This is a genomic window from Clostridium sp. LS3, from assembly GCF_055330225.1.
In genome coordinates this window covers 2,584,999-2,610,548 of record NZ_CM143921.1, presented here as the reverse complement: position 1 = coordinate 2,610,548, position 25,550 = coordinate 2,584,999, and the positions used below count along the sequence as shown (strand labels likewise).

Annotated in this window: 23 protein-coding genes and 1 tRNA gene; 18 read left to right on the top strand and 6 right to left on the bottom strand. The window is 28.3% G+C overall.

The window, feature by feature from the left end:
• Positions 1-903: 903 nt before the first annotated feature.
• Complete coding sequence (locus tag ACZJV1_RS12240; protein ID WP_411168184.1) at positions 904-1,221, bottom strand: hypothetical protein; 318 nt, start codon at positions 1,219-1,221, stop codon at positions 904-906.
• Positions 1,222-1,613: 392 nt separating this feature from the next.
• Here ACZJV1_RS12240 and ACZJV1_RS12235 point away from each other — a divergent pair, with 392 nt between their 5' ends.
• Positions 1,614-1,784 (top strand): hypothetical protein, encoded by a 171-nt coding sequence (locus ACZJV1_RS12235; RefSeq protein WP_463650301.1) that lies wholly within the window; start codon positions 1,614-1,616, stop codon positions 1,782-1,784.
• Between the two features lie 165 nt (positions 1,785-1,949).
• Here ACZJV1_RS12235 and ACZJV1_RS12230 read toward each other — a convergent pair.
• Positions 1,950-2,032, bottom strand: a tRNA-Leu gene (locus tag ACZJV1_RS12230).
• Between the two features lie 245 nt (positions 2,033-2,277).
• Here ACZJV1_RS12230 and ACZJV1_RS12225 point away from each other — a divergent pair.
• The 12 genes from ACZJV1_RS12225 (at position 2,278) to ACZJV1_RS12170 (ending at position 15,060) form a co-directional block, all read left to right on the top strand.
• Positions 2,278-2,970, top strand: coding sequence for an iron-sulfur cluster assembly scaffold protein (locus ACZJV1_RS12225; RefSeq protein WP_411168182.1), 693 nt, complete (start codon positions 2,278-2,280; stop codon positions 2,968-2,970).
• Positions 2,971-2,990: 20 nt separating this feature from the next.
• On the top strand, positions 2,991-3,989 hold the full coding sequence (locus ACZJV1_RS12220; RefSeq protein WP_463650300.1) for a GGGtGRT protein: 999 nt from the start codon (positions 2,991-2,993) through the stop codon (positions 3,987-3,989).
• Between the two features lie 393 nt (positions 3,990-4,382).
• Positions 4,383-5,726 (top strand): RICIN domain-containing protein, encoded by a 1,344-nt coding sequence (locus ACZJV1_RS12215; protein WP_463650299.1) that lies wholly within the window; start codon positions 4,383-4,385, stop codon positions 5,724-5,726.
• Between the two features lie 545 nt (positions 5,727-6,271).
• Positions 6,272-6,760, top strand: coding sequence for a tRNA (N6-threonylcarbamoyladenosine(37)-N6)-methyltransferase TrmO (gene tsaA, locus ACZJV1_RS12210; RefSeq protein ID WP_463650298.1), 489 nt, complete (start codon positions 6,272-6,274; stop codon positions 6,758-6,760).
• 305 nt (positions 6,761-7,065) lie between these two features.
• Complete coding sequence (locus ACZJV1_RS12205) at positions 7,066-8,382, top strand: NCS2 family permease (protein ID WP_463650297.1); 1,317 nt, start codon at positions 7,066-7,068, stop codon at positions 8,380-8,382.
• Positions 8,383-8,671: 289 nt separating this feature from the next.
• Complete coding sequence (locus ACZJV1_RS12200) at positions 8,672-10,102, top strand: amino acid permease (protein ID WP_463650296.1); 1,431 nt, start codon at positions 8,672-8,674, stop codon at positions 10,100-10,102.
• A 132-nt stretch (positions 10,103-10,234) separates the two neighbouring features.
• Entirely contained in the window at positions 10,235-10,525 is a 291-nt protein-coding gene (locus ACZJV1_RS12195) for a hypothetical protein (protein WP_460287651.1), read from the top strand.
• 64 nt (positions 10,526-10,589) lie between these two features.
• The gene (locus ACZJV1_RS12190; protein ID WP_460287648.1) at positions 10,590-11,495 is read left to right on the top strand and encodes a LysR family transcriptional regulator; all 906 of its coding nucleotides are present in this window, start codon (positions 10,590-10,592) and stop codon (positions 11,493-11,495) included.
• Between the two features lie 93 nt (positions 11,496-11,588).
• Positions 11,589-12,629, top strand: a complete 1,041-nt coding sequence (locus ACZJV1_RS12185; protein ID WP_463652162.1) for a YeiH family protein — start codon at positions 11,589-11,591, stop codon at positions 12,627-12,629.
• A 172-nt stretch (positions 12,630-12,801) separates the two neighbouring features.
• Positions 12,802-14,019 (top strand): NADP-dependent isocitrate dehydrogenase, encoded by a 1,218-nt coding sequence (locus tag ACZJV1_RS12180; RefSeq protein WP_463650295.1) that lies wholly within the window; start codon positions 12,802-12,804, stop codon positions 14,017-14,019.
• A 110-nt stretch (positions 14,020-14,129) separates the two neighbouring features.
• The gene (locus tag ACZJV1_RS12175; RefSeq protein ID WP_411168172.1) at positions 14,130-14,294 is read left to right on the top strand and encodes a small, acid-soluble spore protein, alpha/beta type; all 165 of its coding nucleotides are present in this window, start codon (positions 14,130-14,132) and stop codon (positions 14,292-14,294) included.
• A 301-nt stretch (positions 14,295-14,595) separates the two neighbouring features.
• Positions 14,596-15,060 carry a DUF3284 domain-containing protein gene (locus ACZJV1_RS12170; RefSeq protein WP_460287644.1) on the top strand — a complete coding sequence of 155 codons (465 nt, stop codon included), beginning with the start codon at positions 14,596-14,598 and terminating at the stop codon, positions 15,058-15,060.
• 63 nt (positions 15,061-15,123) lie between these two features.
• On the opposite strand, the gene ACZJV1_RS12165 is transcribed toward ACZJV1_RS12170, so the two are convergent.
• Complete coding sequence (locus tag ACZJV1_RS12165; RefSeq protein WP_463650294.1) at positions 15,124-16,356, bottom strand: aminopeptidase; 1,233 nt, start codon at positions 16,354-16,356, stop codon at positions 15,124-15,126.
• Positions 16,357-16,530: 174 nt separating this feature from the next.
• Between ACZJV1_RS12165 and glsA the strand changes: the two genes are divergently transcribed.
• The 4 genes from glsA (at position 16,531) to ACZJV1_RS12145 (ending at position 21,391) form a co-directional block, all read left to right on the top strand.
• Positions 16,531-17,448 carry a glutaminase A gene (gene glsA / locus ACZJV1_RS12160; protein ID WP_463650293.1) on the top strand — a complete coding sequence of 306 codons (918 nt, stop codon included), beginning with the start codon at positions 16,531-16,533 and terminating at the stop codon, positions 17,446-17,448.
• Between the two features lie 155 nt (positions 17,449-17,603).
• Entirely contained in the window at positions 17,604-20,216 is a 2,613-nt protein-coding gene (gene polA / locus ACZJV1_RS12155) for a DNA polymerase I (RefSeq protein WP_463650292.1), read from the top strand.
• A gap of 16 nt (positions 20,217-20,232) precedes the next feature.
• Positions 20,233-20,835 carry a dephospho-CoA kinase gene (gene coaE / locus ACZJV1_RS12150; RefSeq protein WP_460287640.1) on the top strand — a complete coding sequence of 201 codons (603 nt, stop codon included), beginning with the start codon at positions 20,233-20,235 and terminating at the stop codon, positions 20,833-20,835.
• Positions 20,836-20,845: 10 nt separating this feature from the next.
• Positions 20,846-21,391, top strand: a complete 546-nt coding sequence (locus tag ACZJV1_RS12145; protein ID WP_460287638.1) for a lytic transglycosylase domain-containing protein — start codon at positions 20,846-20,848, stop codon at positions 21,389-21,391.
• Positions 21,392-21,417: 26 nt separating this feature from the next.
• Here the strand turns inward: ACZJV1_RS12145 and ACZJV1_RS12140 are convergent, their stop codons facing one another.
• The 3 genes from ACZJV1_RS12140 to ACZJV1_RS12130 all read right to left on the bottom strand — a co-directional run bounded on the left by ACZJV1_RS12140 (position 21,418) and on the right by ACZJV1_RS12130 (position 24,562).
• Positions 21,418-22,284 (bottom strand): 50S ribosomal protein L11 methyltransferase, encoded by an 867-nt coding sequence (locus ACZJV1_RS12140; protein WP_460287636.1) that lies wholly within the window; start codon positions 22,282-22,284, stop codon positions 21,418-21,420.
• Between the two features lie 83 nt (positions 22,285-22,367).
• A complete protein-coding gene (locus tag ACZJV1_RS12135; protein ID WP_460287635.1) occupies positions 22,368-23,012 on the bottom strand; it encodes a flavin reductase family protein in 645 nt (214 codons plus the stop codon).
• A 257-nt stretch (positions 23,013-23,269) separates the two neighbouring features.
• On the bottom strand, positions 23,270-24,562 hold the full coding sequence (locus tag ACZJV1_RS12130) for a D-alanyl-D-alanine carboxypeptidase family protein (protein WP_463650291.1): 1,293 nt from the start codon (positions 24,560-24,562) through the stop codon (positions 23,270-23,272).
• 198 nt (positions 24,563-24,760) lie between these two features.
• On the opposite strand from ACZJV1_RS12130, the gene ACZJV1_RS12125 reads away from it, so the two are divergent.
• Positions 24,761-25,519, top strand: a complete 759-nt coding sequence (locus tag ACZJV1_RS12125; protein WP_463650290.1) for a polysaccharide deacetylase family protein — start codon at positions 24,761-24,763, stop codon at positions 25,517-25,519.
• Positions 25,520-25,550 lie beyond the last annotated feature (31 nt).

Below are 25,550 nucleotides of genomic sequence, written 5' to 3'. Positions count from 1 at the left end.
AAGGTTATTTTGGCTAGATAGATAATTAAATATACATAATAGATTAAGTAGAGATAGAATGGATAAAGAACTATTTAAAAAGACAGAAGAAAAGTTATATAGATATTATAATAAGATAAGTAAATAAATTTATTAATAATTATAATTAATATGGTAGTTATCAGAGAGATAAACATAGTAACCACAATGAGGAAGATAAAGACAAGTATAAGAAGATATATAAAACCTTAGCAAAGGCATATCACCCCGATATAGTAAAAGATGATGGAGAAATGATGAAAATAGTTAATCAACTAGAAGAGGAGTGGGGTATATAGTAGTTACCTAATAAATTCATGTAGTAACTACGCTTAAACCATTGATATAACTAGCTTTTAAAGAGGTTTTATGCTAAAACAAACATAAACATAATAATTAAATAGAATTAGTACCACACTATTTTAGTGAATGGTTTTATATAAGAAACTGTAGGAGGTATATCAGTTTAGGTTGAAGAATATCATGTGGTCTTTTTATTTTTAATATAAGCAATTTTTATTAATCTAAATAATAAAATATGTTCTTTGAAAATTGAATAATACGGTATCATTGTTAGATATATATATATTCCAAATTATACATTTAATATAATATATTGTATAATTTATATAAATTTGTGAGGTGAAACAGATGGATATAGAAAAGAGTAAGGAGCAAAAAAATTATTTTAAGATTATAATTAGTGCATTAGTTGGTACTATATTAGGGATAATAGCTTATTCAAATAATTGGTTGGGTTAATAATGTCGAAAATAAGTATATATTTTAAATTACAATAATTTGCTTCCATAACTTAATTTGATAATCTATAAAAAATAGAGGAATGGACCACATAAGTAATCCACTCTATATAAAATGGTTTAATTAAGAAACAAATAGCTTTCCATTACCAATAATTGAAACTCTATAATTAGGTGATAAGGGGAGTAGATTATATTTTTTAGATGAAGGATCTAAACGGATGGTTTGCATAGTAATTAAATTTTCATTAAAAACCTGGACATAAACCTGATCATTATTAGATATATTTTGGATAATGTATTCATGTCCAGATGGAAAATTAAAATCAGATACTTTATATACTCCTTCAGTATATACATTAGAAGCAGGATTAGGCTGAGCTTTAACAATATTAAAATTTAAAAATAAAGAAACTAAAATAACAGAAATAAATTTTTTCATTATAATAACCACCTTTCAAGGTTATTTTGGCTAGATAAGTATTTAAATATACAGAAATGTATAGATTAAGGAGAGATAGAATGGATAAAGAACTATTTAGAAAGACAGAAGGAAAGTTATATAGATAATATTATAAAAGAAAAAGCAAAATACATGAGATTAAAGAAAAAATAGCTTGTCTAGAAAATAAAAGAGAAACATAGAATATGATATTAGATATTCAAATGTAGTTATAGATTAGTATCAAAATGGAATAGGAATAAATAAATTAGTCTACCCTTTTTTTTACTGTCCTTGGCAAAGGATACAGTTTAAAATTAAATGGTAGATGCTTTTAATATATTCTTTTTTAGTATATTATTATATTAATAGTAACATATGGAGGGGTATGTATGAAGGATATAGAAAGATATGTAGCATTATTATTATGTGTTTTAGGGATCCTTTTTGGGGTGTATTATCTTTATTTAGGTAGTTATATAAAAGCTCTACTATTCTTAATACTTGGTATTGGTTGGGGTTATATTGTATTTTTAGGAAATCGTAAAAGATCTCGCAGATGAACTATATAGAAAACATTAAAATAAAGAATATACTTAGTTAGTATTTTAATTAAGCACTTACTTATGTAGGTGCTTTTATTATCATTGTAACAAAAGTGGGAAAAAGAAAAATGACCTTATCAAAAGGTGTTTAAACCTACTGATAAGATCATTTCTTTTAAATATTGGTGCCGGCAGTGGGAATCGAACCCACACGGTTTCCCGCATGATTTTGAGTCATGTGCGTCTGCCAGTTCCGCCATGCCGACTGACTGCAAAAATTATTATATCAGATGTGGATTAAAATAGCAAGAAGTAAAATTTTATACCATAAAAGACATTTTTTTATAAGATTATATTGTTAGAGTTATATTCATCTGTTATTATAGATATAGGATAAATTTATCCCAGTGGGTATAGATTTGTCCCGATTACTTGTAGTCTACATATATTAAAAAGGTGTTCATAAACCTAATAAGACTATAGCAATCTATAATTAGGGAGGAGATATAATATGATGTATTCAAGAGAAGTTGAAGAAATGTGCGTTGTTGCTAAGGGACCAAATCATGGGTCTGCGCCAATTCCTGTTGAAGGAAGATGGGTACAAGCTAAAGAGGTTAAAGACATTTCAGGATTAACTCACGGTGTGGGTTGGTGTGCACCTCAACAAGGAGCTTGTAAATTAACTTTAAATGTTAAAGATGGGGTAATCGAAGAAGCATTAGTTGAAACTATCGGATGTTCAGGTATGACTCACTCAGCTGCTATGGCGTCAGAAATCTTACCAGGAAAAACTATATTAGAAGCATTAAATACAGACTTAGTTTGTGATGCTATAAACACAGCTATGAGAGAATTGTTCCTTCAAATAGTTTATGGAAGAAGCCAAACTGCTTTCTCAGAAGGTGGACTACCTATAGGAGCTGGACTTGAAGACTTAGGAAAAGGTCTTAGATCACAAGTTGGTACTATGTACGGAACAGTTGCAAAGGGATCAAGATATCTAGAAATGGCAGAAGGTTATGTAACTAAAATCGCTTTAGATGAGAACAATGAAATTATTGGATATAGATTCGTTCACTTAGGAAAGATGATGGAAATGGTTGCTAAGGGAATGGATGCTAACGAAGCTATGGAAAAGGCAACAGGCCAATACGGCAGATTTGACGAAGCAGTTAGAACTATTGATCCAAGACACGAATAGTTTGAAGGGGGAAAAGTATTATGCCATTATTTGAAAGTTATGAAAGAAGAATTAATCAAATCACTCCAGTATTAGAAAAATACGGAATGACTAAAATAGAAGATGCAAAAGCTGTTTGCGATGAAAAGGGTATAGATGTTTACGATATCGTAAAATCAACTCAACCAATCGCTTTTGAAAATGCTATGTGGGCTTACACTTTAGGAGCTGCAATAGCTATAAAGAAAGGTTGCACAAAGGCCGCTGAAGCTGCTGAGGCTATTGGAGAAGGCTTACAAGCTTTCTGTATCCCAGGATCAGTTGCAGATGATAGAAAAGTTGGTTTAGGCCATGGTAACTTAGGAGCTATGCTTTTAAGAGAAGAAACTAAATGTTTTGCTTTCTTAGCAGGACACGAAAGCTTTGCTGCAGCAGAAGGTGCTATAAAGATAGCAGAAAAAGCTAACAAAGTAAGACAAGAACCATTAAGAGTTATATTAAATGGTTTAGGTAAAGATGCTGCATACATCATATCAAGAATAAATGGATTTACTTATGTTGAAACTAACTTTGATTTCTACACAGGTAAATTAGAAATAGTTAGAGAAGTTCCATACTCAAAGGGACCAAGAGCTAAGGTTAAATGCTATGGAGCAAATGACGTTAGAGAAGGTGTTGCTATAATGCATCACGAAGGAGTTGACGTATCAATTACTGGTAACTCAACTAACCCAACTAGATTCCAACATCCAGTTGCAGGAACATACAAAAAAGAATGTGTTGAAATGGGCAAGAAATACTTCTCAGTAGCATCAGGTGGTGGTACAGGAAGAACTCTTCACCCAGATAACATGGCTGCAGGTCCAGCTTCATACGGTATGACAGATACTATGGGAAGAATGCACTCAGATGCACAATTCGCAGGATCTTCATCAGTTCCAGCTCACGTTGAAATGATGGGTCTTATCGGAATGGGTAACAACCCAATGGTTGGAGCTACTGTTGCTGTAGCAGTTGCTATAGAAGAATCAATGAAATAGTAAGTAAGACTTTAAAAATATAGTACACGTTATGTTAAATTTGACATAACGTGTACTTTTTTTATGCCTAGAAAGGAGTATTAATGAAAAAAAGATTAACTATTAGAAGAAATAATTTTAATACTTTTGAAGATGGGTTCGAAGAATTTATAGCTGGTTTTGTAAAGAGAGTGATCTAAAGATTTAAAAGAATATGAAGCGGGAGAATTAGTAAGTTAGGTGGGGTATATTTCTAAATATAAAGCAGTAATATAATAGTATAGTTTACATAAATATCATAATATTATTTTAAAATTATAAGATAGACTCATAATTATATTGTTTTTTAGTATACATTTAAGGAGTGAGGTTTTCTTGTAAAAACTAAATAAATAATTAATTGGAGGTTTAGATATGAATAAACTTATGCAAATTTTAGTGTTCTTAATAATAACGGTATTCTTAATTTTTAATCCCATTTCTTTAACGGGTATAAATAACAATCTAGTAAAGGCTGAAACTATTACTGATGCTCCAATAGCAAATTTTATGGTAGTTTCTGATATTCATGGTTACTTAGATAATTTAAAAAATGCCATTACCGATGCAAAAAATAATAATTGCAGTGCAATAGTATTTAATGGGGATTTAACAGAGTCAGGAAGCGATTCTCAATACAATTCATTAATATCTACTGTAAATACAAATATAGCAAATAGTACACTTTCACCATATTATGTAACTGGTAATCATGATCTTAGATGGTTATCAGGAGGATATAATGAGGGGAAAAATAGATTTTTATCAAAAACAAATATGCCAGGTATGTATTATGATCAATGGATTAATGGGTATCATTTTATCTTTTTAGCTTCAGATCAAGATCTTAAAGATCAGGCAACACTTTCAGATACTCAATTAAACTGGTTGGATACAAAGCTTAGTGAGGATGCTAGTTCAGATAAACCAATTTTTATTTTTATACATCAAGCTTTGGTTAAAACAGTATCTGATACCTATCCAGAACAAGGATATAATAAGTCATATCCTGATGGAGTTGTACAAGATCAGCAACTTAGAAGTATTTTAAGTAAATATCCTCAAAGTATTCTTGTTACTGGTCATACTCATGCTCCTGTAACATCAAGTATGAATTTTTTCCCATCGTCATCATTTAAAATGATTAATGATGGTACTATAAAACAAAGTCAAGGTCTTCTTTTTAATATTTACAATGATAAGGTAGTTATTCAAGGAAGAGACTTCTCAAATAAAAGCACAGTATCAAGTTGGACTATTAAATATGGTGCGCCAGAAACACCTTTTGATAGTAATGCCTATTATACTATAAAAAATATTTTTAGTGAGAAAGTAATGGACGTAAGAGGTGAATCATATGCAGATGGTACAGATATAATTCAATATTCACCTAATAATAAATTAAATCAACAATGGAAATTTGTTAGTACAGAAGATGGTTATTACAAAATTGTAAGTAGATTAACTGGGAAGGTTGTATGTGTTACTAATGATTCTCTAGATAATAATGCAAAACTATCTCAATGTACAGATACTGGTGCTGACAATCAACTTTGGAAAATTGAAGATATGGACGGCGGAGTATATAAGTTTGTAAATAAGAAAAGTAGCAAAATAATTGATGTTCCTGGAAGTTCAACTTCAAATAGCACTATCTTAATTCAATATTCAGATAACAATACAGCTAATCAATTTTGGAATATTAAGAGAGTTGAATAAAAATGAAATTTAATTATTATCATTTTGTTAATTAGTTATGACTAAGGTTGAAATGATGTTCTTATAAAGTTTTAAAAGTATAAGTCTCATGCATGATTTTTATAAGATGTGCATGAGATTTTTTATTCTTTGGGAAATTATAAAAAGTTTACCCTGTGAATAACTTTTTATAATTTCCTTCCTTAAGCTTTGAAGTTCACCTATGTAATTTTGCGATGACTTGGAGCGAAGTGACGGAATAAGCAAAACTTACATAGGTGAACTTTTTTATTAAAGTAGTTAGTATATTATATCAGAATTCTAAAAGTATGAATTATTAGTAGAGTAATAGTTATTAAAACTTTGTTGGTGGTATAAATAATATAGTATGTCTATTTATTAGAGAAAATAACGATGCTATTATAAAAAATAGTGACAAGTACTAAAGTTGAAAAGAAAAAGAGGAAAATGTACAAGAAAATGATGAACTATAGAAATAATAGTACTAAATAATTATGTTATAATAATTAAAATGGTATAAAAAATGTTTAACGGAGGTATTTATTTTGGGAGAGGATATTATTTTAAAACCTATAGGAATTATTCACAGTGAATTTAAGGATATAAAAAGCATACCTATTCAACCTACTGGTGATAATGCTGATAAGGGTAGAATAGAAGTAGACTCTAAGTATTTAGAAGGGCTAAAAGATTTAGATGGATTTTCACATATAATAATTATTTATAATTTTCATAAAGCAGAACAAGTTAAACTTACTGTAAAGCCATTCTTAGATGATAATACTCATGGAGTTTTTGCAACTAGAACTCCAGTTAGGCCGAATCATATTGGAATTTCCATTGTTGAAATTGATAAAATTAATGAAAATAATATTTTTGTGAAGAATATTGATGTATTAGACGGTACACCTGTAATTGATATAAAGCCTTTTGTTCCAGGATTTGATGTACCTAAGTCAGACATTAGAATAGGATGGTTAGAAAAAAGTATACAAAATGTTGCAACAAGGCTTTCAGATGATAGATTTAAATAAAGTTTATATTAGCCTTGTGCTTAGAAAATAATCTAGGCACAAGGCTTTTTAGCATATTAAATTATCTTTCGATGTTTAAATATCATTGTATGAATATCAAGTTTCTATTATCTAAATCATTAATATTCGATTGTAAATTTCCCGAATTATAAGTCTACAATTACTCGAAAAATAAAGTTATGTAAATATTATCACAAAAAATAATTTAAAAAAATAAAAAAATATTCGCATATATACTTGGCATTTATAGAAAAATGTTGTATTATAGTTCAGGGAATTATAAAATAATACGAAAGAGGGATAAGATGAAGGAAACATCAAAAACAAATAAATTATTAGATAATTATTTTGGATTAACTGAAAAAGGAACAAATGTTAGAACAGAGCTTTTAGCAGGTGTTACTACGTTTATGACAATGGCTTATATATTAATAGTTAACCCCTCAATACTTTCTGCTGCAGGAATGGATAGTGGAGCGGTATTTACAGCAACAGCAGTCTCAGCAGTTATTGCTACATTAATAACAGGGTTATATGCTAACCTTCCTTTTGCTCAAGCACCTGGAATGGGTTTAAATGCTTTTTTTGCTTTTACAATAGTAGTACAGATGGGATATTCATTTCAATTTGCATTAACAGCAGTTTTTTTAGAAGGTATAATATTTATTCTACTAACTTTATTTAATGTTCGTGAAGCAATTGTGGATTCAATTCCTGACAATATAAAGAAGGCAATTTCAGTAGGTATAGGTCTATTTATTGCTCTTATTGGTTTAGAGGGAGCAGGAGTTGTGGTTAAAGGAGAAGGGGTTTTAATTTCTCTTGGTGATATAACACATGGACCAGCATTACTTGCTATTATAGGAATAGTTATAACAGGTATATTAATGGCTAGAAAAATAAAGGGTGCTTTATTTATAGGGATGATAGTAACAGCGATAATAGGTATTCCTATGGGAATAACACATCTTCCAGAAGCTGTTTTAAGTGCTCCACCATCAATAAGTTCTGTATTTATGAAATTTGAATGGCATAATATATTTTCAGTAGATATGGCAATAGTATTATTTACATTATTATTTATGGATATGTTTGATACTATAGGAACTTTAGTTGGAGTTACTACAAAGGCTAAAATGTTAGATAGTGAAGGTAAGGTTCCAAACATTAAGAAAGCTTTATTTGCAGATGCAATAGGAACAACAATTGGAGCTTGTCTTGGAACTAGTACTGTAAGTACTTTTGTTGAAAGTGCATCAGGAGTTGCAGAAGGTGGTAGAACAGGTTTAACTGCAGTATCAACAGCTATTATGTTTGCCTTTGCTTTATTCTTTGCTCCTTTATTTGGAGTAATAACTCCAGCTGTAACATGTTCTGCTTTAGTTTTAGTAGGTTTATTTATGTTAGAACCTATAAAGGAAATAGATTTAGAGGATTGGACAGAAGCTCTTCCAGCTTTCTTAACCATAATAATGATGCCATTAGCTTATAGTATTTCTGATGGAATAGTATTCGGAGTTGTTTCATACATATTAATTAAATTATTTACAGGTAAATATAAAGATATAACTATACCAACAGTGATAGTTGGAGTAGTATTTGTTTTAAAGTTTATAATATAAATCTGTAAAGCATAAAAGCTTAGGAATAATTTATTAAATATTCTTAAGCTTTTTAATATTATAAATAAAAATGAGGGAATTTGTAATATCATAAGAATTTTTGTTATATTATAAGAATATAATATAAATAATCATTATAAAATGAAATATTATCAATAAAGTGTTAAAAAAATATCAAAATAATAAATTTATATTTAGTATAAAAATTTTAATATTGTGAGAAGATATTGAGATTGATAAAATTATTAGGAATTAATTTTTTATAATTTAACAATTGAGGAGGCACGTTATGGGAGAAGACGCTAAAAAAATTAGGTGGTATAACCTTGCGTTAATGGCCTTTGTATCTGTTTGGGGATTTGGTAACGTAGTTAACAATTTTGCAACACAAGGCTTAACCGTAGTTGTATCATGGGTATTAATAATCGCTTTATATTTTGTACCTTATGCTTTAATGGTAGGAGAGTTAGGCTCAACCTTTAAAGATGGAAAAGGTGGAGTAAGTACATGGATTAAACAAACTATGGGACCAACTCTTGCATATTTTGCAGGTTGGACTTATTGGGTTGTGCATGTGCCTTATTTAGCTCAAAAACCTCAGTCTGTTTTAATAGCTCTTGGTTGGGCTGTAAAACAAGATGGAACTCTTATAAAAGGAATGAATACACTTGTAGCACAAGGCTTAACATTAGCAGTATTCTTAGTATTCCTATGGATAGCTTCTAGAGGAGTTACATCACTAAAGAAAATTGGAACAATTGCAGGTACTTCAGTTTTCGTAATGTCTATGTTGTATATATTACTAATGGTAGCAGCACCTGCAATAAGAGGTATAGAACCTGCTACTACTAATATAACTATTAAATCAATGATGCCACAATTTAATTTTGCATATTTTACAACATTATCAATGTTAGTATTTGCAGTTGGTGGAGCAGAAAAAATCTCTCCATATGTAAATAACATGAAAAATCCAAGCAAGGAATTCCCAAAAGGAATGATTGTATTAGCTGGTATGGTTGCAGTTTCAGCTTTACTTGGATCAATAGCTATGTCAATGATGTTTGATGCAAATAATATTCCAAAAGACTTAATGATGAATGGACAATACTATGCATTTCAAAAGTTAGGGGAATATTACGGTGTAGGTAATTTCTTATTAATAATATATGCTATTGCAAATATGTTAGCTCAAATTTCAGCGTTAGTATTTTCAATAGATGCTCCGCTTAAAGTTTTAATTGCAGATGCTGATGAAAATTATATACCAAGAAAATTAACTAAAACTAATAAATATGGGGCTCCAATTAATGGATATATAATGACAGCTGTATTAGTTGGTATATTAATAATAGTTCCAGCTTTAGGAATTGGAGATATGAATTCATTATTTGATTGGTTACTAAAGCTTAATTCAGTAGTTATGCCATTAAGATACTTATGGGTATTCTTAGCATTTATTATGCTTAAGAAGTATTCAGATAAGTTTAAGTCAGACTATAAATTTGTAAAGAATAATAAAATTGCACTAGGCTTTGGTATATGGTGCTTCTTCTTTACAGCTTTTGCTTGTATAATGGGTATGTTCCCAACTGGAGTAGAACTATACTCAAAGGATTGGTGGTTTAGAATATCACTTAATGTAATAACACCATTTGTATTATTAGGATTAGGGTTAATACTACCCAAAATTGCAAGAAAAGATAAAACTACATCTTAATAACATTAAGAGTTATAATAAACCTTTTAAAGAAATAAATTTTATCTCTTGTTGAAAATAATTTTTTGCTATGGTATAATAGTTTTAATGTAGTGAAAAATAACAATATTAAATAAAAGAGGTAGATTTATTATGAGTAATGGATTGAAGACAGGATTATACATAGTTAGTACAGTTTTAGTAGTAGGAGTAATAACAGTTTTAGCTGTGCAACTTTTAGTTTGGGTGCTACCTATTATATTAGGTTTATATATTTTCTTTAAAATAAAAGGATATATCAATAATAAAAAAGGTAAAAGCTCATCAAGTACTAGTTACAATTCAGGAGCTCAAACAAATTTTAGTAATGACTATTCAACTAAAGTTGACGATTCTGTTGGAGAAGTAATTGATGTAGAATATGAAGATGTAAATAATAAATAATAAATAATATTGTAGAACTCAGCATTTGCTGAGTTCTTCTATTATATAATAAGGGGAGGATATTGTGAATTTTAGGAAGCTTAAGATATTTTATGAAACTGCTATATACTTAAATATGACAAGGGTTGCAAAGGAAATGTATATAAGCCAGCCTTCTATAAGTCAGAGCATAAACGAATTAGAAGCAGAGCTGGGTGTAAAGCTGTTTGATAGAATAGGAAAGAAATTATTTTTAACACATGAAGGAGAAGTATTTCTAAATTATACTAGAAGAATACTTAATTTATATGATGAAAGTGTAAAAAGTATTAGAGATTTTGCAGATAATAAAAAAGGAAAAATAATAATTGGAGCAAGTACAACTATAGGAATTTATATATTACCAGATATAATTAAAGATTTTTCAAGCAAATTTAAAGATATAGAAATATCACTTATAATTGAAAATACAAAAAATATTGAAAAGCTAATACTTGAGAATAAAATAGATTTTGCCTATGTAGAGGGAGAAGTCCACTCTGATGAAATACATAAGGAAGTTGCTTGGAAGGATGAATTAGTATTTATTTGTGGTGATGAAAATAAACTTAAAGATTTTAATGTTGTTTCAGCTAAAACCTTAGAAAGGGAAAAACTTATAATGAGAGAAGAGGGGAGCGGAACAAGAGAGCATACAGAGATGTTTTTAAAAAAGAATAAAATAAACTTTAATACCTTTTTAGAGCTAGGAAATACAGAAGCAATAAAAAGAACTGTTGAAGCTAACTTAGGTGTAGGGTGCATATCTTATAGGGCAATAGAAGATAATTTAAACCTTGGAAAATTATTTTACTTCAGATTAGAGGAAGGAAAAATTGAGAGAGATTTATATTTTATAATGCATAAGGATAAATTTATTTCAAATAATATGAGAATATTTATAGATTATGCTAAGAAGAAATATTCATATATAAGTAATTACTTATCATAATAATAAAATAATAATAGTTTAACTTTTAATTAATAATATTTATAATTAGTCTAGAAAACAAATGATTTAATTTATATATTTAGGAGTGAACATATAGTGAAAAAAGTAAAAGGTATATTGCCAGGATTAATAATTTGTCTAGTTATAGGTATTATTTCTCAGGCGTTAGGTAAAAAATTTTCTACAGTAGGAGCTGCAACTTTTGCCATATTTATTGGAATATTAGTTGGAAATACTATATTTAAAGGAAATAAATATGATAGTGGAACTAAGTTTGCAGAAAAAGATCTTTTAAACTATTCTATAGTACTTATGGGGGCCAATTTAAACTTAAGTGAAATATTAAAGCTTGGATTTAATGGACTTATATTTATAATAATACAAATGACATTAACAATTACAGCAGCATATTGGATAGGGAGAAAACTTAAATTTAATAGAAAGTATTGTTTACTTATGGCATCAGGAAATGCTGTTTGTGGATCATCAGCTATAGGTGCAACAGCTCCTGTTATTGATGCAGATGAGTCTGATAAGGTAATAGCAATAACTATAGTAAATGTAATAGGAACTATAATGATGATTTCATTGCCTTTTTTAACAGCTTTTTTATATAACAATGAAGCACTGCACACATCAGCTTTAATAGGAGGAATTCTGCAATCGGTTGGACAAGTAATAGGTTCTGCAAAATTTATTTCAGATGATGTTGTAAAATTAGCAACTGTTTTTAAAATAATAAGAATAATATTATTAGTTGCAGTGGTTTTAGTTTATGAAAAAATAGATTTTTCTAAAGAAAATAATAATCAAGAAAATAATGATAAAATAAGTGAGAATGAAGAAAGAATTGAAAATAAATCAAATAAAAAGAGAAGAATAAATATTCCATGGTTTATTAATGGATTCTTTATAATTTGTATATTATATACTATAGGGCTAGTACCTGAATTTATATCCGTTAGCTTTAAATGGATTAGTAGTAACTTTGAAATAATAGCCCTTGCAGGTATAGGGATGAGAGTGAAAATAAATGATTTAGTAAAAGAAGGACCAAAGGCAATGCTTTATGGAGGTACTGTAGGGGTTTGCCAAGTGATTTTCGCTGTAACTCTTATTTCATTCTTATTCTAAAACTATATATAAATACTATTAAGTAGAAAATAAGATTATAAAGGTATAGCAATTTTTGCTATACCTCTATTGCATTATGAATTATATTAGTTTTATATATTTAAATATAATTGTAAAATAGAAGGTTATAATGTATAATTATTTTTAAAATTATACACTTGGGGGGCTAAAAATGAATAAAATAAAGATGAAAACACCATTAGTTGAAATGGATGGAGATGAAATGACAAGAGTTCTATGGGGCATGATTAAGAAGGAACTTTTAACTCCATTTATAGATTTAAAATCAGAATATTACGACTTGGGATTAGAATATAGAAATAACACTAATGATAGTGTTACAGTAGAGGCTGCAGAAGCAATAAAAAAATATGGTGTTGGAGTAAAGTGTGCAACTATTACAGCAAATTCAGCAAGAGTTAAAGAATATAACTTAAAGGAAATGTGGAAAAGTCCAAATGGAACTATAAGAGCTATATTAGATGGGACAGTATTTAGAGCACCGATAATAGTAGACTCTATTAAACCCTATGTAACCACATGGAAAGAGCCTATTACAATTGCAAGACATGCTTATGGAGATGTTTATAAAGATGTTGAAATGAAAATAGAAGGCAAAGGAAAAGTTGAGTTAGTTTATACTAATGAAAATGGAGAGGAAAAAAGAGAACTTGTTCATAATTTTAATGGAGATGGAGTAGTTCTTGGAATGCATAACTTAAATAAATCTATAGAAAGCTTTGCAAGAAGTTGCTTTAACTTTGCAATAGATACAAAGCAAGATTTATGGTTCTCTTCAAAAGATACTATTTCTAAAAAGTATGATCACACCTTTAAGGATATTTTTGAAGAAGTATTTAATAAGGAATATAAAGATAGATTTAAAGAGTTAAATATAGAGTATTTTTATACATTAATTGATGATGCAGTAGCGAGAGTCATTAAATCAAATGGTGGGTATATATGGGCATGTAAGAATTATGATGGTGATGTAATGAGTGATATGATTGCTACAGCCTTTGGATCTCTTGCAATGATGACATCAGTATTAGTTTCACCAGAGGGTTATTATGAATATGAAGCAGCACATGGAACTGTGCAAAGACATTATTATAATCACCTAGAAGGCAAAGAAACTTCTACTAATTCCATAGCAACTATATTTGCTTGGTCAGGTGCTTTAAGGAAAAGGGGAGAACTTGATAATATAGATGAATTAGTTCAATTTGCAAATAATTTAGAAAAAGCTTCGCTGCAAACTATTAATGAGGGATATATGACAAAGGACTTAGCTATTCTTTCAAACATAGAGAATATAACAGTTACAAATTCTTATGATTTTATAAAAGAAATAAGAAAAAGATTAGAAAAATTTTATAAAAATAATTAAATTGTAATAATAAAATATACTAGTATTATTAACTTGAATTTTAAAATATTGCTTAGAATAAAAACAGCTAATTGGCTTAAAATATATTTAAGACAAGGAGGTGTTTTTATATGGCACATAAGAATAATAAAAATTCAAAGAAAAATAAGAAGTCAGGGCAAAAAACTAGGACAGAATTAAAGAAAATGCAAGTAGAAGTAGCTGATGAAGTTGGGTACTCTAAGGAATCGAGAAAGCTTGGAAAAAATAAGCCAAGATCTGAAGATAAACATTAAAATTTCTATAGAAAAATAAAAGGAGAATATCCTTTTATTTTTTTATAATTAGGAAAGTATAAAAATTTAAAGTTTTGAAAATGTGACTATATAAGGATTTTAGTAATTCAATGTGAAAAAGTAGATTTGTTTTATGATTTCCTTTCTTCTCTTCAGTTTTCAAGTGGAAATATATAAGTTTACGTTGACTTGGAGCGAAGAGACGGAATAAGTAAACTTATATATTTCCACTTTCTTATAGAAATTTATTAGAAAAAATGTAATAATATTATTAATACAAGGTATAAAGAGGGGGATTCAAATGAGTGATTACACTAGAAGTATTGTAGTTAATAAACCTATAGAAAGGGTATTCAAAGTATTTATAGATTTAAATAAAAAGCAAATGCCTAAATTTAATGATAAAAATCCTACAGAAGTTAGTTATAAGAAAGTTATAAAAAATGTAGGAAAACAAAAGATAGAAATGGTAACTAGCATAACTGGGTATGAGAAAAATAAATTATATGAAGTAACAAATACAATAAATAATGATAAGTATGTTTCAAAGTATATATTTAATGAAATAGACTTAGATTCTACAGAGATAGTTTTAAATGAAAAGCAAGAAATTTACGCATTTTCATCTGCTGTAGCTTTGTTCTTTCAAAAAATTACTGCAAGAAAGAAGATAAAAGCTAAGATGGAAGGTATAAAAGAGGCATTAGAAGAGGAAATTGAAAGAAGAAACAGAAGAAATAATATTTCCAAAGGTGAAGAAGAATAAAAAAAGCTTCGGTCAAAATTTTGACTGAAGCTTTTTTGTTAAAGAGTTAAAATATTAGTAAAATTAAAATGCCCAATTTCCAGAAGTAAATATTTTAATTTCAGTATTATCAGAAGTATATCCTAATATATCTAAATCATCTGTACCAATCATAAAGTCTACATGGATTATAGAATCGTTAGCTCCTTTTTTAGATAAATCCTCTGTACTTAAATCTTCTCCATTAACTATACAAGTTGGATAAGCTTTACCAAAGGCTAAATGACAAGCAGCATTTTCATCAAATAAGGTATTATAAAAAATTAAGTTAGAGTTTGAAATAGGAGAATCGAATGGAACCAAAGCAACTTCACCTAAGTAACTTGCGCCATCATCGCTAGCTAATAATTCTTTTAAAGATTCAAATCCTTCTTCAGCAGTAAAGTCAACAACTTTACCATCTTTAAAAGTAAGAGAGAAGTTATTTATTAGATTTCCCCCATAGCTCAAAGGTTTTGATGACACTACAGTACCATTAACTCCATCTTTTTTAGGTAATGTATAAACTTCTTCAGTTGGCATATTAGCATTAAAATCTATTCCAGAAGAACATTTTTCTGAACCACCAAGCCAAATGTGTTCTTTAGGAAGTTCTATAGTTAAATCGGTACCCTTAGAGTTTCTAAAGTGAAGCTTTTCAAACTTGTTAGAATTTAAAAATTCTAAGTTTTTGTCTATATTGCTATTATGTTCATCCCAAGCTTTAATTGGATCATCTTTATCTAATCTAACAACATTAAATATAACATCCCAAAGCTTAGCTATAGCTTCTTCAGAGTTAGAATCATTAAATACTTTTAATGCCCACGCTTCAGTAGGAGCAGATACTACAGTCCAACGTATTTTATTTGCCATAGAATAATCATAGTACTCTCTTAACGCTAGTTGACGATTTTTTTGGAATATAGATATTTTTTCCATTGGTATTCCTTTATAGGCATCAGGATCAAAAGCTGAAATAGATATAACAGCACATCCTTCTCTAGCATAAGAATTATAGGATTCAGATATCCAGTTTGGTACTTCTTTTAAAGTATCAACAGAAGCATACTCAAGCTTAAGTCTTTGTAGCTTTTGATCAGCATAATGAACTATAACCTCTTTTGCACCTTCTTTGTATGCAACTTCAGCAATGGCTCTTGCAAAGTCTGAGCATTCAACTAGTGAGTTGACAAGTAAAACTTGATCTTTTTGCAAGTTAACACCTTTTTTTACAGCTAACATTGCATATTTTTGTAACATATTTTTCATATCCATAAAATCACCTCAGTTTTTTAATTTTATACTATTTATTCTTACATAATATAGTAAAATAGTCTAGTTAAAAATATAGAGGTATAAATTACCTTGTGTATAATAATAATTATTAATATAATAGAAATACTTAGTGATAAAGGTAGGATAATCTAAAGATAGTAAGAGGTGATATTAGTGTTTAATTTATTAAATACATTAGTTGATAAAAATAGAAAATACGGTAAAGATGGAAAACTTGCATCATACATTCCAGCTTTATTAGAAGCAAATCCTAATGATTTAGGAATATGTATAGTTGATTTAAATGGAAAAGAATATTATGCAGGAGAATGTGATACAAAGTTTACAATTCAAAGTATATCAAAGGTTGTTACTTTGATTTTAGCTCTTAAAGATAATGGAAGACATAATGTTTTTAAAAAGGTAAATGTAGAACCTACTGGTATGGGGTTCAATTCAATAGTTAACTTAGAAGTTAGAGATACAGTAAGACCATATAATCCAATGATAAATGCAGGTGCAATTGTAACAACTTCTTTAATAGACGGAAAAACAGTTGATGAAAAGCTAGAAAAGATTTTAGAATTTATAAGAACTGTAACTAACAATAAAGATATATATGTAAATGAAAGAGTTTATTTATCAGAAAAAGAAACTGGAAATAGAAATAGGTCTTTAGCATATTTTATGAAAAGCACAGGTATATTAGATGGAGATGTAGAAGAAATATTAGATTTATATTTTAAACAATGTTCAATAGAAGTATCTGCAAGGGATTTAGCTAGATTTGCTTCAGTTCTTGCAAATGATGGGGTTATACCTTGGACTAATGAAAGAATTATGTCTAGAGAAGTGTGTAGAATCGTAAAAACTATTATGGTGACATGTGGAATGTATGATGCATCAGGAGAATTTGCAGTTCATGTTGGTATACCAGCAAAGTCAGGAGTTGGTGGAGGAATTCTTGCTGCTGCTCCAAGAAAATATGGAATAGGGATATATGGGCCATCTCTAGATGAAAAGGGAAATAGTATATCAGGACTACATGCAATTAAAGATTTATCTGAAGAATTAGATTTAAGTATTTTTTAATATTTATATATGAATTAATATATTGAAATGTGGAGATTTTTATAAGGAAAACAAATTTATTTATTAATTAAAATGTAATGATTTGTTATTGTAAAAATAGTATAATTTATATTAAACAAAGCTTTAAGGATTTAATTCCTTAATTGGAGGAAGATATGGAAAGATTATTAATTTTAGACTCTAACTCACTTTTAAATAGGGCATTTTATGCAGTTCCAGAATTAACAACTACAGATGGAATTCATACAAACGCAGTCTATGGGTTTACAAATATGCTATTTAAAATGAAGGAAGAGTTAAAGCCAGATTATATAGTTGCTGCTTTTGATAAAAAAGGACCAACTTTTAGACATAAAGAATATGAAGATTATAAAGCTGGAAGAAAGAAAATGCCGCAAGAGTTAGCTGAACAATTTCCTATTGTAAAGGAACTTTTAGGTTTATTGGCTATAAGTAAATATGAAATTGATGGATTTGAAGCTGATGATATAATAGGTTCTCTTGCAAAATATGCGGAGAAAAACGAAATTGAAGTTTACATAGTTACAGGAGATAAAGATGCACTTCAATTAGCTTCAGAAAATATACACGTTGTAATAACTAAAAAAGGTGTTACTGAGACAGCTATATATGATTATAAAAAATTTGTTGAGGACTTTGGAGTTACACCAACTCAATTTATAGATGTTAAGGGTCTTATGGGTGATAAGTCAGACAATATACCTGGAGTTCCAGGAGTTGGAGAAAAAACTGCCTATAAATTAATTCAAACTTATGGTTCTGTAGAAGAAGTATTAAAGAATATAGATAATATTAGTGGGAAAAAATTAAAAGAAAATCTAGAGAATTTTAGAGAGCAAGCTATATTTAGCAAAAAGTTAGCTACCATAATTACAGAAGTGCCTATAGAGTTTGACTTAGAAGAGATAAAAAGTCAAGAATCTTACGATAAAGATGGATTAAGAAAATTATTTTTCAAACTTCAAATGAAGTCAATGTTAGATAAACTTCCTGAAAGTAATGAAGAATTAAACATAGAAGAAGAAGAGTTAGATTTAATTACAATTAAAGATTCTAAAGAGTTAATGGGTTTATCAAAAGTCTTAAAAGATATATGCTATATTACTTATGAATCAATAAATAGTGGGAAATATTCAGAAATAGAATTAAAGAACTTTTATTTATCAAACGATGGTAAAGTATATTTAGTTGATTTTAAAGAAGTTCAAAGCTCTGATTCTAATGAAGCTTGTTTAGCTTTAAAAGAAATTATGGAAAATGAATCCCTAAAAAAAGTAATTCATGATGGAAAGTCTTTAGTTACCATATTAAATAAAATGGGTATTGCTATAAAGAGTTTTGAATTTGACACTGCAATAGCTGCTTATTTAATAGACTCAGCAAGGTCATCATATGATTTATTAACATTAATAAATGAATATTTAGGTCAAGATATAAGTGGTGATAAAGAGTTATTAGAAGGAAAGATAAACTTTAAGCTAAAAGATATTTATGAGTTATTAAAGAAAAAGATTCAAGAAGAAAAAATGGATGAACTTTATTATGAAGTTGAACACCCATTAATATTTGTTCTTTCTTCAATGGAATCTTTAGGATTTAATATAAATAAAAATATGCTGGATGATTTAGCAGTTAAATTTAAAGAGGAGATTACTAGAACAGAAAAAGAAATTTTCGCTTTATCAGAAGAGGAGTTTAATATAAATTCTCCAAAGCAATTAGGAAAAATACTTTTTGAAAAGTTAGATTTACCTGTAATTAAGAAAACAAAAACAGGATACTCAACTAATGCAGAGGTTTTAGAAAAACTTCAAGATAAGCATGAAATAATACCAAAAATAACTTATTATAGACAAATAACAAAACTTAATTCTACTTATGTGGAAGGCCTTAAGAATGTTATAGATAATGATGGACATATACATTCAAGTTTTAATCAAACTGTAACTACTACAGGAAGATTATCAAGCACAGAGCCTAACCTTCAAAATATTCCTATAAAATATGAAATGGGAAGAGAAATAAGAAAGGTATTTATACCTAATGAGAAAAATGATATTTTATTATCTTGTGACTATTCACAAATAGAGTTAAGGGTTCTTGCTGATATGTCAAAGGATGAAAATATGATAGATGCGTTTAATCATCATAGTGATATACACACAAAAACGGCCTCAGAAGTATTTAAAGTACCATTAAATGAGGTAACATCATTAATGAGAAGTAGAGCTAAGGCTGTAAACTTTGGAATAGTTTACGGAATAAGTGATTTTAGCCTTTCTCAAGATTTACACATAACTAAAAAAGAAGCTTCAGAATATATGGAGATTTACTTTGATAGATACCCTAAAATTAAAGGATATTTAGATAGTGCAATTGAAGAAGCAAAAGAAAAAGGATATGTGTTAACAATTTTAAATAGAAGAAGATTTATACCAGAAATTAAGTCTTCAAATAGAATTGTTAAGGCTTTAGGAGAAAGATTGGCAATGAATGCACCTATTCAAGGAAGTGCAGCTGATATAATAAAATTAGCTATGGTTAAGGTTTATAATAAGCTAAGAGAAAAAGGATTAGAAAGTAAAATAATATTACAAGTTCATGATGAACTTATATTAAATGTTAAAGAAAAAGAGTTTGAAGAGGTAAAACAAATAGTAAAAGAAGAAATGGAAAGTGTTTTGGAGATGAAAGTGCCTCTTGAAGTAGATATTAATATAGGTAAAACATGGTATGAAGCTAAGTAAGGGGGCTTAACTGAAAATGATTAAGATAGGGTTAACAGGAGGAATTGGTTCAGGTAAGAGTACTGTTTCAAAGATGCTTATTGATAAGGGCTTTAAAATAATTGATGCAGATACAATATCTAGAGATGTCCTTATTAAGTACCCTGAAATTCTAGATAAAATAAATATAGAATTTGGATCAGGTTTTTTCGATTGGAGAGGGGAATTTAGAAGGAGGGAATTTGGAAATCATATTTTTAGGTTTCCAAAGCAAAGAAAAAAATTCGAGGATATAATAATTCCATATATAAAAGAAGAAATTTTTAAAAGCTTAGAGGAATATGAGAAAAATGGAGAGTCTATGGTGATACTTGATGCACCAACTTTAATAGAAAATAATCTTCACCAATATATGGATTATATAATCGTAGTTTGGGTTGATAACAATACACAAATAATTAGGTTAAAAAATAGGGATAGGCTATCTAAGGATGAAGCTATAAATAGATTAAATGCACAAATATCATTAGATAGAAAAAAAGAATATGCTCATATTGTTATTGATAATAATGGAGATTTAATAAAGACTAAAAATCAGGTAGATAAAATTATTGATTTTTTAAAGGTAATTAATAAGTAAGGAGAAAATAATGAAGTTTAAGCGTATAGTAACTATTTTAATTGTAATATTAATTACTTACTTAGGAATAACATTAGTAATGAAAAAATATATATATCCTTACAAATATACTGAGTATGTAAATAAGTATAGTGAGGAATATGAAATAGATCCATATCTTGTATTGGCAGTTATTAAAACAGAGAGTGATTTTAATAAAGAAGCAGTTTCTAAAAGAGAGGCTAAAGGGTTAATGCAAATAATGGATACTACAGGACAGTGGGCGGCAAAGGAAATAGGAATTAATTATTTTATGCCATCTATGCTTTTTGATCCAGAATTAAATATAAGAATGGGATGTTGGTATTTAAAAGCATTAGAAAAGGAATTTGATAATTTAGATTTAATTCTTGCAGCATATAATGGTGGGAGTGGGAATGTTAATAAGTGGCTAAGTGATGAAGAGTATTCTTCAGATGGAGAAAGTTTAAATTATATACCATTTCCAGAAACTAAAAAATATGTTGATAAAGTAAAAGCAAATTATAACATATATAAATACTTATATAATAAATAAGAGATGCACCTATTTTGGTGCATCTTTTATTTAAATGTAGCAGTTATCCACTCATTGGTTTGATATTTTTTTTCTAATTCAAATCCGTAGCTTTCTACAATGCTTTTAACTTTGTCAAAACTCCACTCAACTAATCCAGATACAAGAAGATTACCATTAATATTTAAATGGTCTTTTATAAAATTCATAAATAATTCAGTTTCTTCTCCACCTATATTTATATAAATCCAATCATATTTATCTTTTATCTGAACTTCTTCAGTCAAAGCATTACCAACTAAAACTTCAACATTATATAATCCATTTAATGAAGCATTTAACTCAACTTCTTCTTTTACATCTCTTATATCTAGTGCAGTAACTTTAGCTGCTCCTATAATTGCAGATGCAATTGATAAAATTCCTGAGCCAGTTCCTATATCTAATACTGTTTTATTACATAGATCAATTTTAGTTAAGATTATATTTAGTAAATCCTTTGTTGTTTCATGTAAGCCAGTACCAAATGCACCTTGAGAAATAAAAGTGATTTTATGTTTATTCTTATCATTTATAACTTCATCAGGAGAAGCTAAAACCCAGTTATCATTTATATGAACTGCAGGGAAATCATAATTCTCATAATCATAATTTACCTCTTCCACAGTTATACAATCTGTTTCTAAAAGTGATGAAACATTTTCTTTAAATAAAGTTAAATTAGCATCATCTAATTCATAGGCAACTTTAATATCGATAGTGTCTACAGGTTTCTCTAAATAACCATAACCATATTCATCTGTGGTTATTTCCAAAGGACTTTCATAAAATATATTGAAGATATCATTTATTTGTAATATTTCAATTTTTTCATCTAGTTCTTCAAATTTAATTTTATAGGTTAGTATAAACATAGTTTAATCCCCCAATTTAATTAATTGTAACATTATAGAGTATAGATAGATTTTTAATTTATGTCAAGGAAAGCATTTAATTTTTACTTTCTTCTAGTAGGTGTTAAAGTTTTTTTCTTGGAGCTTTTTTTATTTGAATAAGTTTTCTTATTATTTTCTTTAGGCTTTTTAGCTACAGAAAATCCAAAGGAGCCTATAGCATTTTGAGGAAGTTTAAAGTATTCCCCATGACAATAGGAAATTAAATCACCTTTTTCAAAATGGATTTTGCCTTTATCATCTATTAAATTGTTATTTATATGTGAACCAACAACTTCAGCTATAAACATATCATGTGAACCAAGTTTGATTATATCCTTTACTTTACACTCTATAGCAACTGGACATTCATCTATGTAAGGAACGTTAACATTAGTACCTTCTTTCATGGTAAAGCCCATATCTTTTATTTTATCAAACTTTCTACCAGGCTTTACTCCACAATAATCAACAGCTTTAACCATTTTAGAGGAAGGCATATTAACGATAAATTCTTTTGTCTCTGATATATATTCATAAGATAATCTTTCAGGTCTAATTGATATAGAAAGCATTGGAGGTTTGGTACATATAGTTCCAGTCCAACCAACTGTAAATACATTATCTTTACCAGCTTTATTTCTTGAAGTAATTAGTACAACTGGAACAGGATTTAAAACAACACTACCTTTAAAATCAGTTTTATTCAATAGTATCTCCCCTTTAAAATATTTTCTTTAGGATTATAGCATATATTTATAATTATTTATATAAACAAGAGTTTAAATAAAAAAGTGGACATATGTAAGTTTACTTATTCCGTCGCTCCGCTCCAAGTCAACATAAACTTACATATGTCCACTTATAAACTGAAGGAAGGAAATTATAAAAAGTTATTCACAGGGGAATCTTTTTATAATTTCCTAAAGAATAAATAATAAAAGGCAGATTTAATCTACCTTTTATTTTAATAATAGTATCTTCTTCTTTTTCTCTTTTTCATATTTACAATTTTAACTATAAATATTATTAAAACCAATATAACAATAATTATTAATAATGATAATAAATATATAGGTAAATTTGTTTTAATAAGTTCTAAAGCAGAAACCTTTATAATCCCAGATATCTCTTCAGTATGACCTGGAGTAGAGAAAGTTAATTTAACTTCCTTATCACCACTTAACTTCCAAGCATCTTTTACATCACCATTATAAGAAATTAGAGCGTTTTTATCGTTAAAATCATTTTTGTAATATTCTACATTTTCTTTTACAACTATAGGAGCCTTAATTTGTTTTTCAGGACCAAAAAATTTAAATGCTTTATAAGATAAATCTATACTACCAACTTCATCTCCAGCATTTTTATATACTTCTTTTTGTGCTAAAAATCCATAGTTAGCTATTTTTTCAGTATCTTCAAATACATTAAGTCCAGTTGCACCATATTCAGATTTTAAAACTACAGTAACTAAGTCTCTTCCATCTTTTTCATAGAAACCAACAAAGCAATGTCCTGCTAAATCTTCTGTACCAGTTTTACCACCTATATTACCATTTTTACCAAGAACTTTGTTCCTAGATTCAATTATTACTGGAGACCCTGCAAGATTTACAGTAATTTGACCAGTTTTAGGTGCCATAGTTTCTCTAACCCAATCATTTTTAAAAGCAGCAATACCTATTTGAGCTAAATCGTATGCTGTAGTTTGATTTATATCTTTATTGTTTGGGTTTAGAGGATCAATTTCTAATCCAGAAGGATTGACAAAATGAGTATCTTTAAGACCTAACTCCTTAGCTTTTTCATTCATCATAGTGACAAAGTTATCTACTGTTCCACCTACTGATTCAGCCATTAAATAAGCAGTATCATTTGCAGAGAATATCATTACAGCTTTCATTGTATCTTCTGCAGAAATTTTATCACCAGGATTCAGTTTTTTATAATAGTTAATTGATGTTTCAGTAACTTTTAAAACTGTATCACTAAAAGTTAAATAATCAGATTTTGACTTGTTTTCTGCAAAAAGTAGAGAAGTCATAAGCTTAGTTGTACTTGCTGGTGATAACTTTAAATCAGCGTTCTTTGAATAAATTACTTCACCTGTATTAATATCCATAGTTACAGCAGCTTCTCCAATAATTTCTGGAGCTTGAATATTTGTCTCTTGTGCACTAACTTTATTAGCAAAAGGAGCTAATAATGAAATAGAAAGAGCAACCGCCAGTGATTTTAATAAATTTTTTCTTTTCAATTTCATCTCCCCATTTCTAAAGATTTTAATATATGTATTCATTTAATTTAGCACATTATTAAGTATATGCTTTATACACATACTTTAAAGTATAACATCTACTTTATATAATCACAACATAAAGAAGGTTTATTAAGTGGTTTAATTTACATATAATATAAATTTAGTAATTGAACAAAATAGGAATATAAGTAGGAGGTGGTTAATATCAAAAAGTTTAACAAATATTTTAATTTTTTCATAATGCTTATATTCTTTAATAATATGAATTATATCCCAGTTTCTGCATTGTATGCAGAGAATAATAGAAAAACTGTATATTTAACTTTTGATGATGGGCCATCAGCAAATATAACTAAGGGATTAATTAGTGTATTAAATAATAACGAAGTAAAAGGTACTTTTTTTATAGTAGGTGATTATGCAGGTATATATCCATATGTTTTAAAGTCTTTAGATGAAAATGGTATGTGTATAATGCCGCATTGTAATATACATGATTATGCTACATTATATAAAAGTGAAGAAAAATATTTTAAAGATTTAAATAAGTGCAAATCTATTATAGAAGATACAGTAGGTAAGAAAAATTTAAATTTTATAAGATTACCGGGTGGTTCTGATAATACTGTTTCTAATGATAATATATTAACTAATATAAAGAATACTATAATAAACAATGGTGATTATTATATAGATTGGACAATAGCATCTGGTGATGCTGAGTTATCAGAAACTTCAGCAGATTTTATAAAGTCACGAATACGAGATGAAGGTGGGCTATATAATGTAGAAGTAGTTTTAATGCATGATTTAGGAGGCAAATTTACTACTGTAGAAGCACTTCAAGACATAATAAGTTTTTATAAAAATAAAGGATATACTTTTAAAACCTTAAATGAAATTGAAGAATGGGAAATTGAGTATCTAAAAGATATAAAGGTTTTGAATAAATAGAAATAAAAAAATAAGACAAATCATTATTCTT